Raw genomic sequence first — 11,513 nt, forward strand, 5'->3', positions numbered from 1 at the left:
GCATCGCGCGTCGGAGCGACATGCGAGCGTCGAGTCGACGCGGTTCAGGTGATTACAAACAAGAGCGTGGGACATGGTGCTGATCCGTCGATGGTGCCGGCGCCGGACCGGACGGCAGTTGAAACGCTTCCGGGTAGTCGGCGCGAATGAAATAGAGCCCTTGGGGTGGGGCGGTCACACCGCCGAGACGGCGGTCGCGCAGCTCCAGAAGCTCGCGCGTCCAGTCGACCGGCGCCTCGCCGCGGCCGATCGTCATCAGCACGCCGGCGATGTTGCGCACCATATGGTGCAAAAACCCGTTGGCACCAACCCGCAATTGAATGAGGCCATCCGTCTCGCTCAGCTCCAGATAGTGCAGATGACGGATCGGGCTCTTCGCCTGACAGGCGACCGCGCGAAAGCTGGAAAAGTCGTGAACGCCGACGAGTGCCTGTCCGGCCTCGCGCATGCGCTCGATATCCAAGGGCCGGTGGCTCCAGACGGCGCGATCGCGCTGCAGGGGCGAGCGCGTCGGACGCACCATGATCAGGTAGCGGTAGTGACGGGCCTGCGCGTCGAAACGGGCATGGAACCGCGGATCGACCGGACAGGCCCAGCGCACGGCGACATCGGGCGGAAGATTGACGTTGGTCCCGAGCACCCAGGCACGCTCGCTGCGGCGGGCCGTGGTGTCGAAATGCACCACCTGCTCTTCGGCATGCACGCCGGCATCGGTGCGCCCGGCACACTGGGCGCGGATCGGATGATCGGCGACCCGGCCGATCGCCTCTTCGAGCGTCGCCTGTACGCTGCGCACGCCGACCTGGATCTGCCAACCGCGAAAGGCCGATCCGTCGTACTCGATACCCATGGCGATCCGTTGCGGGTTCGCCGCAGCGACCGGCCCCGATCCGTCGGGCGCGGAGGTCGACTCGAGACTCGGATCGGCTGTCGGCGCCGGTATCTGTGGGGTCATCGAAACCGGGTCCACCTCGGCATTCAGGCGAGGGTCCTCAGCATGTCCTGCGCCTCGCGGCGTTGCTCCTCGCGACCATCCGCGATGACTTCCTGGAGGATGTCCCGCGCGGAGGCAAGGTCGTCCATATCGATGTAGGCCCGCGCGAGGTCGAGCTTGGTAGCATTCTCGTCCCAGATCCCGGAATCCATCGCCCATTGCTCGGAGAGCCCATCGTCCGGGTGCGCAAGCCCATCCGGCAACGGTGCGCTGCCGAGCGCATCGCCTGCGGAAGGACCGACCTCGTTCTTCGGGACCCCCGGGCTCGGCAGCGACGCTTCGGGCTGTGCCCCGGGCGTGTTCACCTGCGGCGTGTCCACCGGCGGCGGTCCGGCGTCCAGGAAGGCGTCGAGATCCAAATCGCGGGAGTCGCGAAGATCATCCAGCGTCAGGACCAAGTCGGACTCTTCGGAAGGCCCGCGCTGCCGATCCCGATCCTCGGTGCTCAGCGGTGCGGACAGGTCCTGCAGACCGGACAGCTCGGGCAAATCGTTCAGCGCGGAGTCGTCGAACAACAGGGGAAGATCCTCGTCCTGCGTCGGCGTCGGCGGGGACGGCGTCTTGGCCATCGGGGACGGTGTCGCCGTCCCGGAAGTCCGCGCGGGACGAGGTGCGGACTCGATCTCGCCGAGATCGAGCCGGAAGAAGTCGTTTTCGTCCTCGCGTGACTCGCCGGACAACGAATCGGCGGCACCCTCCAAAGCAGCGAGATCCGGACCCGTCTCCTGTGCCGGGATGCCGGTCGCCTCGGTAATGGGCATCGTGGCCCCGGGGTCCCAGGTCCCGCCTTGCTCGACCACCGCGGCGATGGCGCCTAGGCGCTGCCAGCGCGCCGGCTCCGCGGTGTCCGCGCCGGTGGCCTTGAGGTGGTGCATGAGCTTGCGCAACGCCTCGGGATTCTCGGACCCGGCATAGACCTCCGCCAGCTTGAATCGTACGTCGAGACGTTCGGGCGAGCGTTTGAGCTCACGCTTCAGCAGGTCCTCGGCCTCCTTGTAACGGCCGTAGGCGATGTAGATATCGGCCTCGGAGAGCGCATCGGCCTCGTCGGTCTCCGCCTCGAAATGCCCGAACGAGGTCAGGTGGGAGGACGGCATCAGCAACCCGGAGTCGCTCTGCAGATCTTGGTCCGTCGGCTCGGGCGCAGCGGGTCCCGGCTCGCTCGGTGGCGCGCGACCGGCGTCGGCCGGGGAGCTGGCCGCTACATCGGCGGGCCGCCGTTCGGGTGCAGCCGGCTCACGCCCGACAGGCCCCGGCGCTGCAGGCTCGGACGGCGATGGCTCTGGCGGCGGTTCTTGCTCCGGGAAATCGAGGACGCCGGAGTCGATACTCCATTCGTCTTCGTTCTCCTCCTGCTCGCGGCGACGACGGCGCGCCGACAACAACGAGATCATGAGGACGCCGATGGCGGTCACACCCGCGAAACCGGCCAGCGGGAGCAGATAGTCATGCCAAGCCGAGGTGGCCGCTGGGTCGGTTGCCGCCGAAATCTCGACCTCCTCGACGTCGACCGCCGCCGGTGGGGTGTCGTTGTCGCTGCCCGCGACGATGTCGGTTTCCACCTCGGCAACGCTCGGCTCGACGCCCGCATCGACGACCACCGAAGCGTCGTCGGGATCCGCCTCGATCTCCTCCGTGATCGATTCCGAAGCAGGCTCCGCGATCGGCCCCTCACTGCCGTTTGCGTCGGTATCCGCTTCGACGGCCAGCGGATCGGGCGTCTGCTCCGGACCTTCGGAATCGATCGCGATCCCCACTGATTCGCCCGACGCGTCCCCTTGAAGGCGCGCCAGCTCGGCATTTCTCAACTGGAGCAGGGTCTGGATGTCCGCGAGCTGGGTCTCCAGGTCACGGACGCGCTCTCGAAGTTCTTCGGTCTCCTGACGGGCGGACTCGCTCGCCTCGATCACCAGCAGGAGCTCCTGCTCCAGATCTGCCCTCGGTGACAGCGGAACACCCGCGTCCGGTGCGGCCTCATCCGCGGATGGCGTCGGCGGCACATCAAGGGGGCCGGGAACCGCAGCGGCGGCTGCGCCGGCAATGCGCAGCCGCGCGCTCTGCGCCGCTTCCGCGTCGTCGATCCGCGCAACCTCGGTGATGGGCGAGCGACGCACCGCACCGCCCTGCAGCGCGGCCTGAAGCTCCGTCGCGGCCGCAGCCTCGTCGAGCGCAAACAATTCGGAATGCGTCGGGATCACCAGCGTCTTGCCGGCGATCAAACGGTCGATGTCGCCTCCGATAAAGGCATCCTGATTGTTGCGATACAGCGCCAGGGCGGTCTGGGCCGTTGTCGCGCCAGTCGGTTGGCCGCCGCGCGCCAGTCGCAACAGACCCGCACCCGAAGGCACGGGACCGAAATAGGCGGGGAATCCATCCGGCCCGCTTGGAATCCGGCGGGCGGGCTGCGAGGGGGTACGATCGGAAGCATCGCTGCGCTGCGGCGCCGGCTCGGAGGGCGCGGCCGATCGAGGTCTCGACGCAGGCGCCGCTGCTCGCCGATCCGCGATGGCGGGCGGCCGCACCTCGGGCGCGCGCCGCTCGGACATCGACGGCGGATCCAAGAGGACTGTAAACTCCTTGACCATTTGACCGGCCGGCCAGACGACCTCGACGAGAAAATCCATGAAGGGCTCGCGGATCGGCTCGCGGCTCGTCACACGGATCACTGCACCGCCCTGCGCAGACTCCTCCGGCGTGAAGACGAGACCGGTCAGAAAGTGATAACGCTCGACCCCGGATTTCTCAAAGGCATCTGCGCCGGCGAGAGTCGCCTTGATGGTATCGAGCTCGTCGGATTTGACGTCGAAGAGATCGATTTCGCCGACGAAAGGCTGGTTAAGGGCGGACTCGGTGCGTAATCCTCCAAGGCCGAGTCCAAACGCATCAGCGCCGATAAAGGCAAGGATTACGATCGACGCCTGAATGACCTGACGAGACATCCGCCTCCCTCGTGCGCTGGCGGCATCGGACCGCCGGGATTGGGAGAGCCGGCGGCCGATGGCTCGTCCGGCCCGAATTTCCCTGAAGCAAGCGGACTATATCCGAACGCGTCGGTGCACACCAAGAACGGCTTCGGTCTTCGGGCGCCGAACGCGACCGGATCAGCGCGCGAGCAGGATGCGCAGCATCCGTCGCAGGGGCTCGGCAGCGCCCCAGAGCAACTGATCGCCGACCGTGAAGGCGGCGAGATAGCGCTCGCCCAGGTTCATCTTGCGGATCCGCCCGATCGGGACGGTCAGGGTACCGGTTACCGCCGCGGGCGACAGGTCGCGTACCGTCTCTTGCCGATCGTTGGGGATGAGCCGCACCCAGTCGTTGGACGCCGCGATGATCTGCTCGATCTGCGCGATCGAGCAATCACGCGTCAGCTTGATGGTCAGGCCCTGACTGTGGCAGCGCATGGCACCGACGCGCACGCACAGACCGTCGATCGGCACGGGATCACCCTCGCGACCGAGGATCTTGTTGGTCTCGGCCATGCCCTTCCATTCCTCGCGGCTCTGACCGTTCGGCAGGGCGGTGTCGATCCAGGGGATCAGACTGCCGGCCAGCGGAGCCCCGAAGTTCTCGGTCGGAAACGCTTTTCCGCGCATGGTCTCCGTGACGCGACGATCGATCTCCAGGATCGCGGAGGCGGGATCGTCCAGGAGCGGCATCACCGCGCCGTGCAGCGCGCCCATCTGGGACAGCAGCTCGCGCATGTTCTTGGCACCCGCTCCGGAGGCCGCCTGATAGGTCATGGCACTGACCCATTCGACCAGACCCTCGCGGAAGAGTCCGCCGATCGCCATCAGCATGAGGCTCACGGTGCAGTTGCCGCCGATGAAGTCGCGCTTGCCCTGCTCCAGTGCGGCATCGATCACGGGCTGGTTGACCGGATCCAGGATGATGGTCGCATTCGAGTCCATGCGCAGCGCCGAGGCGGCGTCGATCCAATAGCCGTCCCAGCCGGTGGCGCGCAGCTTGGGGTAGATCGCCTTGGTGTAGTCCCCGCCCTGACAGGTCAGGATGAGGTCCATCTCGCGCAGCGCATCGATGGACTCGGCGTCCTGCAGCGGACGCGCACCCTGCCCCACGTCCGGACCCGGCTGACCGACCTGCGAGGTGGTGAAGAAGACCGCCTCCGGGATCAGGTCGAAATCGCCCTCCGCCCGCATGCGGTCCATCAAGACCGAGCCGACCATGCCACGCCAGCCGATGAATCCGACACGCTTCATTGAGGTACTCCGTTATCGTGGATACTTGTGTCTGTCGTTCTGCCTCCTGCCGCCGGCCGCGTAGGTTGTGCCGAGCCCCGCGAGGCACAACGAACCCTCGGCGCGAGTTGCGCTTCCTATCGTCAGCACAACCGGGCCGGCGGCTCCTAAAGCGCAGCCACCACCGCGTCGCCCATCTCGGCGGTGCCGACCTGACGCATGCCGCTCGACATGATGTCGGCGGTGCGCAGGCCCTGGTCGAGGACGTTTGAGACTGCGGCCTCGATGCGCTCGGCTGCGGGTGCGGCGTCGAGCGAATAGCGCAGCATCATGGCGACCGAGAGGATGGTGGCAAGCGGATTGGCGACGCCCTTGCCGGCAATGTCGGGTGCGGAGCCGTGGATCGGCTCGTACATGCCCTGCCCTTTCTCGTTCAAGGACGCCGAGGGCAGCATGCCGATGGAGCCGGTCAGCATGGCCGCACAGTCCGAGAGGATGTCACCGAAGATGTTGCCTGTCACCATCACGTCGAATTGTTTGGGCGCGCGCACCAGCTGCATCGCCGCATTGTCCACGTACATGTGCGAGAGCTGGATCTCCGGATAGTCGGCGGCCGTCTTGGTCGCGACCTCGCGCCACATTTCGGTGCATTCCAGCACGTTCGCCTTGTCCACCGAGCAGACCTTCTTGCCGCGCTTCATGGCGATGTCGAAGGCGACCCGGCAGATGCGCTCCACCTCTGACTCGGTGTAGACCATGGTGTTGAAGCCGCGACGCTCGCCCGACGGCAGGGTCTCGACCCCGCGCGGCTGGCCGAAGTAGATGTCGCCGGTGAGCTCGCGCACGATCATCATGTCCAGCCCGGAGACCACCTCGGGCTTGAGCGTGGAGGCATCGGCCAGCTGCGGATAGAGAATCGCCGGGCGCAGGTTGGCAAAGAGACCGAGACCCGCTCGCAGGCCGAGCAGTCCCTTCTCGGGACGCTTGGAGATGTGCAGCGGCTCCCACTTGGGCCCGCCCACCGCACCGAGCAGCACGGCATCCGATGCACGCGCGGCCGCGAGCGTCTCCTCGGGCAGCGGATCGCCGGCGGCGTCGTAGGCCGCACCACCGACCAAGCCATCCTGCAGGGAGACATCGATGGCCCCTTCGGCTTGCAGGACATTCAGAACCTTCACGGCCTCGGCCACGATCTCCGTGCCGATCCCGTCACCCGCCAACACCAATATCTTTTTGCTCAATGGTTTCTCGCTTAATCCAGTCTCGTGGTATGCCGCTCTTAAACCGCGCCCGGTGCGGTATGCGTCGTTTGTTGGTGTGGCTTAACCGCGCCGGCTCCGACGACTGTCGGAGCCGGCGCGGTTTGACAACGATTCAAAAACAACCGAAAGACGTAGGATGGGTAGAGCGCAGCGAAACCCATCCTCCAAGCGCCAAGGTCTCACATATCCATCCCGAGAGCGCAGCGAAACCCATCCTCCAAGCACCAAGGTCTCACATAACCATCTCAAGATGGCAGCGAATCAAACGCTCAATCCGGGCTGCGGCGCGGAAAAGAGCCAGGGCGCCTCGCCCCGACGGCGCTCCTCGTAGGCACGGATGACATCGGCCTGCTCCAAGGTTACGCCGATGTCGTCCAGGCCCTTGAGCAGACGTTCTTTGTTGCCTGCCTCGACGTCGAACGCAATGCGGGTGCCGTCGTCCAGCACGAGCACCTGCTCGGGAAGATCGACGCTGATCCGCAGTGCTTGGACACCGTTCGCACGAGCGAAGAGGTCGTCGACGATCTTCGGCGCAAGCACGATCGGCAGAAGACCGTTCTTGAAGCAGTTGTTGTGGAAGATGTCGGCAAAGCTCGGTGCGATGATGACGCGCAGCCCGAAATCGGCGATCGCCCAGGGCGCATGCTCGCGCGAAGAGCCGCAGCCGAAGTTCTCGCGAGCGAGCAGGATCTGCGCGCCCGCGTATCTCGGGTCGTTCAACACGAAGGTCGGGTTGAGCGGCCGGTTCGTGCAGTCCATCCCCGGCTCGCCGCGATCCAGATAGCGAAGCTCGTCGAAGAGATAGGGCCCGAAGCCGGTGCGCGCGATGCTCTTCAGGAACTGCTTCGGGATAATGGCGTCGGTGTCGACGTTCGAGCGATCGAGCGGCGCGACGATGCCGGTGAAGTTTTGGAAGGGTTCCATCAGAGCTCCCTCACGTCGACGAAGTGACCGGTCACCGCGGCGGCGGCGGCCATCGCGGGGCTGACCAGATGGGTCCGACCCCCTTGACCCTGCCGGCCCTCGAAATTGCGGTTGGATGTGGAGGCGCAGCGTTCGCCCGGCTCGAGCCGATCGGCGTTCATCGCCAGACACATGGAGCATCCGGGCTCGCGCCACTCGAAACCGGCCTCGGTGAAGATGCGGTCCAGCCCCTCGGACTCGGCCTGCGCCTTGACCAGGCCGGACCCGGGCACGACCAGCGCCAGTTGGATGCTGTCGGCGACCTTGCGGCCCTTGACGACTTCGGCGGCGGCACGCAGATCTTCGATCCGCGAATTGGTGCAGGATCCGATAAAGATCTTATCCGGGCGGATATCGCGGATCGCGGTGCCGGGCTCGAGACCCATGTAATCGAGCGCACGGCGGATGCCCTCGGCCCGCACCGGGTCCTGCTCATGCTGCGGATCCGGGACCTGACCATCGATCGGGACCACCATCTCGGGCGAGGTCCCCCAGGTGACCTGCGGCTGAATGGCCGCCGCGTCCATCCGGACCACACGATCGAAATGGGCTCCGGGGTCACTGACCAGCGTGCGCCAATGGGCGGCTCCCTGCTCGAAGAGCTCGCCGGTCGGGGAATAGGGACGGCCGCGCAGATACTCGATCGTCTTCTCGTCGACGCCGATCAGTCCCGCCCGCGCGCCGGCCTCGATCGCCATGTTGCAGACGGTCATGCGCCCTTCCATCGAGAGTGCGCGGATGGCGTCGCCGGCAAATTCGATCACCGAGCCCGTCCCGCCGGCCGTGCCGATCTCGCCGATGATGGCAAGCACGATGTCCTTGGCGGTGACGCCCGGACCGACCTGCCCGTCGATGCTGATCAGGAGCGTCTTGGACTTGCGTTGGATCAGGCACTGGGTCGCGAGCACATGCTCGACCTCGGAGGTGCCGATGCCGAACGCGAGCGCACCGAAGGCACCGTGGGTCGAGGTGTGGGAGTCGCCGCAGACGACGGTCGTACCCGGCAGGGTAAAGCCCTGCTCCGGGCCGATCACGTGCACCACGCCTTGGCGCGGATCCGACATCCGAAACTCGGTGATCCCGAACTCGGCGCAGTTGCTGTCGAGCGTCTCGACCTGGATCTTGGAGACCGGATCGGTAATGCCGGCCGCAAGATCGCGCGTCGGCACGTTGTGATCCGGCACGGCCAGATTCGCCGCGACCCGCCATGGACGCCGACCGGCCAGACGCAGCCCCTCGAAGGCCTGCGGCGAGGTCACCTCATGCACGAGCTGGCGGTCGATGTAGAGCAGGGCCGTGCCGTTCTCGTCGAGATGGACGACATGCTCGTCCCAAAGTTTAGCGTAGAGGGTCTTGGCACCCATGGCTCCGGCCTCGAAACAAAAACGAATCGCGAAGCATAAACGCCGGGGCAGTCAAACTCAATTGCGGCGGCGCAGCATGTCAACGAGCGCGGGGTATCGGACGGCGGCCGGACGAGAGGTTGAGGACCGGGCTCGGCACCGCATTGGCAGATGATGCCAATTCCTGCTAGCCTCGACCTGCAAACGGTGAGGAGAAGAGAACCATGCCTACGCGAAACGTCGTTCTCACGGATCATCAAGAATCACTGATCGGCAGCCTTGTCGACAGCGGTCGGTACCAGAACGCCAGCGAAGTGCTGCGCGAAGGCCTGCGGTTACTCGAACAACGCGTGGCCGAGGATGCCGCGCGCTTGGAAGCACTCCGAGAGGCCGTGGATATCGGTCTGCGTGATCTCGACGAAGGTCGCTTTCAGCCTGTCGGTACGCGGGCGGAGATCGCCGACTATCTCGACAGCATCGAGCCGGCCGAGATTCCGCGGTCGAGATGACAAAGCTCGTCATCTCCGCATCTGCGCGCAGGGATATCGCGGGGGCGTTGCAGCACAGCGGAAAACGTTGGGGGGAGAAGCAGCGCCGGCACTATCGGCTCCTCATCGAGAACGCGCTCGGCGATTTGCTCGACAGTCCGGAACCTCCGGCAAGCCGTGCGCGCGATGAGATTCGGCCCGGGATTCGCACCTTCCACATCGCCCGGCGTGGCCAACCTGCCAGGCATCTCCTCGTCTATCGCGTCGCGCCGGACGGCGATATCCAGGTCATCCGCCTGCTGCACGATGCAATGGATGTGTCCGGCGCACTCAGGGACGCAGATTGATTCGATAACCATGGGCGTCCCGCGCGGCGGACACCCGAGGTTTACTCCTGCATCAACCGATCCAGCGAAATCGGATACATCTCGCTGACCCCGAACGGCTCCTCCGCCTGCGGGTCGACACTGATCCAGACCCCACCGACCACCGGCGAGCCCGGCACCTCGACTCGCACGAAGCGCTCGAAGGGTTCGCCCGTCGCGGGATCGATTAGGGGGCGATCGTGCTTGAAGCGATGCGTGTCGCCGTGGATTGCAAGCACCGGTCCGGGATAGGCGCCCATCAGCTCGACGAGCGCACGCCGCAGCTGAACGAAACCGCGCGCCGGCCGGGTCTTCTCGAATTGCGGATTCGCTTGAAAGACGATGACGATCGCGATCGCATCGCGCTCCCCTGCCAGCTCGGCCGCTTGGCGCAGGAGACGCACGTTCGCGGCATCGCGTGCCTCGAATTCAGCGACGGCGGCCGGGTTATCGGGCGCGTAGCCGTTGTTGCTGCCGACGACATGGACCGTGACGAAGAGGACCCCGTCGCGGATGAAGATGTAGTTCTCGGGATAGTCGGTCGCGTCGGCACCCGCGCCGCGCACGGTATCAAGACGATCGAGCCGGAGCACGGCCGGATCTGCGTAGAACACCTCGCGCACCCGCGCCAGACGCTCCCGCGGATCCTTGGCGCCGGCACGCTCGCGATGACAATCGGTCCACTCGTTGTCGCCGGGCGTGAAAACGACGGGCACGGCCCGCGCCCGAAAGAGATCCGCGACCTCCTTGAGGTTGGCGTCCGTGCAGGGGCTGCTGCCTGACTTGATGTCGCCGACATGGATCAGAAACGGCGCCCCATCGGCCTCGGCCGTGTCGAAGAGATCGCGAAGCTGTTCGGTCTCTGCGGCGAAATAGGGCAGATCGCCCGCAGCGAAGAAGCGCAGCGTCTCGGCCCGGGCGGACGACACGCTGAGTACAATAAGCAGAGCGGCCGGCCAAATGCCGAGCTGTTTCGAATGTCGATACATGACGTTGGTGCTCCCACGGTTCCTCGAACCCGGATCCGTTTTCCGACCCCGCGGATCGGGATCCGTTAGAATCCGATCATGATAACGCCCAATCCCACCCCCTACGCCGATCTCAGCCCGGATCTCGTGCTCACCGCGATCGAGAGCCTCGGGCTGCCGACAGACGGTCGCATGCTCGCACTCAACAGTTACGAGAATCGCGTCTATCAGATCGGGATCGAGGATGCGCAGCCGCTCATCGCCAAGTTCTACCGGCCGGAACGCTGGAGCGACGCGGCCATCTTGGAGGAGCACAGCTTCACCCGAACGCTGGCCGAGCACGAAATCCCGGCAGTGCCGCCGTCGATTATCGCCGGCCATACCCTGCACGCCTATGCCGGCCACCGCTTCTCGCTCACGCCCCGGCGGGGTGGTCGCACACCCGAACTCGACGACCCGAGCGTCCTCGAGTGGCTCGGGCGTCTGCTCGGACGCATCCATGCGATCGGCGCACTTGAGCCCTTCGCGCACCGCCCGACGCTCGACATCGACACGTTCGGCGAAGAGCCGCGGGCCTTTCTGTTGGCGCACGATTGGATCCCGAAGGACCTGCTTCCCGCCTACAGCAGCGTCGTCGAGCAGGCGCTCGGCGGCGTGCGCGCGTGCTACGCACGCGCCGGCGCGCCGGCCTTGATCCGGCTGCACGGGGACTGTCACCGCGGCAACATGCTCTGGACGGACGCCGGCCCGCACTTCGTCGACTTCGACGACGCGCGCATGGGCCCGGCCATCCAGGATCTCTGGATGCTGCTCTCGGGCGATCGCGAGGAGATGAGCGGGCAGCTCGCCGACGTCCTGGCCGGCTACGAAGATTTCTTCGAGCTCGATTATCGCGAGCTTCATCTGGTCGAGGCGTTGCGTACCCTGCGCATCA

Annotated in this window: 10 protein-coding genes; 3 read left to right on the forward strand and 7 right to left on the reverse strand. The window is 65.9% G+C overall.

Annotated elements, in window-relative coordinates; translation table 11 throughout:
* Window positions 1-52 precede the first annotated feature (52 nt).
* The 6 genes from truA to leuC all read right to left on the reverse strand — a co-directional run bounded on the left by truA (window position 53) and on the right by leuC (window position 8,779).
* On the reverse strand, window positions 53-850 hold the full coding sequence (truA, locus tag GPT33_RS02585; RefSeq protein WP_296805662.1) for a tRNA pseudouridine(38-40) synthase TruA: 798 nt from the start codon (window positions 848-850) through the stop codon (window positions 53-55).
* Between the two features lie 128 nt (window positions 851-978).
* On the reverse strand, window positions 979-3,933 hold the full coding sequence (locus tag GPT33_RS02590; RefSeq protein WP_296805643.1) for a FimV/HubP family polar landmark protein: 2,955 nt from the start codon (window positions 3,931-3,933) through the stop codon (window positions 979-981).
* Window positions 3,934-4,095: 162 nt separating this feature from the next.
* Window positions 4,096-5,211 carry an aspartate-semialdehyde dehydrogenase gene (gene asd / locus GPT33_RS02595; protein WP_296805645.1) on the reverse strand — a complete coding sequence of 372 codons (1,116 nt, stop codon included), beginning with the start codon at window positions 5,209-5,211 and terminating at the stop codon, window positions 4,096-4,098.
* A 146-nt stretch (window positions 5,212-5,357) separates the two neighbouring features.
* On the reverse strand, window positions 5,358-6,431 hold the full coding sequence (leuB, locus tag GPT33_RS02600) for a 3-isopropylmalate dehydrogenase (protein ID WP_296805647.1): 1,074 nt from the start codon (window positions 6,429-6,431) through the stop codon (window positions 5,358-5,360).
* 282 nt (window positions 6,432-6,713) lie between these two features.
* Window positions 6,714-7,376, reverse strand: coding sequence for a 3-isopropylmalate dehydratase small subunit (gene leuD / locus GPT33_RS02605; RefSeq protein ID WP_296805649.1), 663 nt, complete (start codon window positions 7,374-7,376; stop codon window positions 6,714-6,716).
* The gene (leuC, locus tag GPT33_RS02610; RefSeq protein ID WP_296805651.1) at window positions 7,376-8,779 is read right to left on the reverse strand and encodes a 3-isopropylmalate dehydratase large subunit; all 1,404 of its coding nucleotides are present in this window, start codon (window positions 8,777-8,779) and stop codon (window positions 7,376-7,378) included. The genes leuD and leuC overlap by 1 nt, the downstream gene beginning before the upstream one ends.
* 203 nt (window positions 8,780-8,982) lie before the next feature.
* On the opposite strand from leuC, the gene GPT33_RS02615 reads away from it, so the two are divergent.
* Both GPT33_RS02615 and GPT33_RS02620 read left to right on the forward strand, forming a co-directional pair.
* Window positions 8,983-9,267, forward strand: coding sequence for a type II toxin-antitoxin system ParD family antitoxin (locus GPT33_RS02615; protein WP_296805653.1), 285 nt, complete (start codon window positions 8,983-8,985; stop codon window positions 9,265-9,267).
* Window positions 9,264-9,593 carry a type II toxin-antitoxin system RelE/ParE family toxin gene (locus GPT33_RS02620; protein WP_296805655.1) on the forward strand — a complete coding sequence of 110 codons (330 nt, stop codon included), beginning with the start codon at window positions 9,264-9,266 and terminating at the stop codon, window positions 9,591-9,593. The genes GPT33_RS02615 and GPT33_RS02620 overlap by 4 nt, the downstream gene beginning before the upstream one ends.
* A 41-nt stretch (window positions 9,594-9,634) precedes the next feature.
* Here GPT33_RS02620 and GPT33_RS02625 read toward each other — a convergent pair whose 3' ends face one another.
* Window positions 9,635-10,600, reverse strand: a complete 966-nt coding sequence (locus GPT33_RS02625) for a hypothetical protein (RefSeq protein WP_296805656.1) — start codon at window positions 10,598-10,600, stop codon at window positions 9,635-9,637.
* A gap of 78 nt (window positions 10,601-10,678) precedes the next feature.
* Here GPT33_RS02625 and GPT33_RS02630 point away from each other — a divergent pair.
* On the forward strand, window positions 10,679-11,513 hold an 835-nt coding region (locus GPT33_RS02630; protein WP_296805658.1), incomplete at its 3' end, for a serine/threonine protein kinase.

The organism is Thiocapsa sp. (assembly GCF_011390875.1).
Lineage (GTDB): Bacteria > Pseudomonadota > Gammaproteobacteria > Chromatiales > Chromatiaceae > Thiocapsa.

What these genes read in the sequence shown, in the direction of transcription:
- GPT33_RS02625 (WP_296805656.1), bottom strand. Translation starts at nt 10,600, where the DNA reads ATGTATCGACATTCGAAACAGCTCGGCATTTGGCCGGCCGCTCTGCTT.
- leuD (WP_296805649.1), bottom strand. Translation starts at nt 7,376, where the DNA reads ATGGAACCCTTCCAAAACTTCACCGGCATCGTCGCGCCGCTCGATCGC.
- truA (WP_296805662.1), bottom strand. Translation starts at nt 850, where the DNA reads ATGGGTATCGAGTACGACGGATCGGCCTTTCGCGGTTGGCAGATCCAG.
- GPT33_RS02620 (WP_296805655.1), top strand. Translation starts at nt 9,264, where the DNA reads ATGACAAAGCTCGTCATCTCCGCATCTGCGCGCAGGGATATCGCGGGG.
- leuC (WP_296805651.1), bottom strand. Translation starts at nt 8,779, where the DNA reads ATGGGTGCCAAGACCCTCTACGCTAAACTTTGGGACGAGCATGTCGTC.
- GPT33_RS02615 (WP_296805653.1), top strand. Translation starts at nt 8,983, where the DNA reads ATGCCTACGCGAAACGTCGTTCTCACGGATCATCAAGAATCACTGATC.
- asd (WP_296805645.1), bottom strand. Translation starts at nt 5,211, where the DNA reads ATGAAGCGTGTCGGATTCATCGGCTGGCGTGGCATGGTCGGCTCGGTC.
- GPT33_RS02590 (WP_296805643.1), bottom strand. Translation starts at nt 3,933, where the DNA reads ATGTCTCGTCAGGTCATTCAGGCGTCGATCGTAATCCTTGCCTTTATC.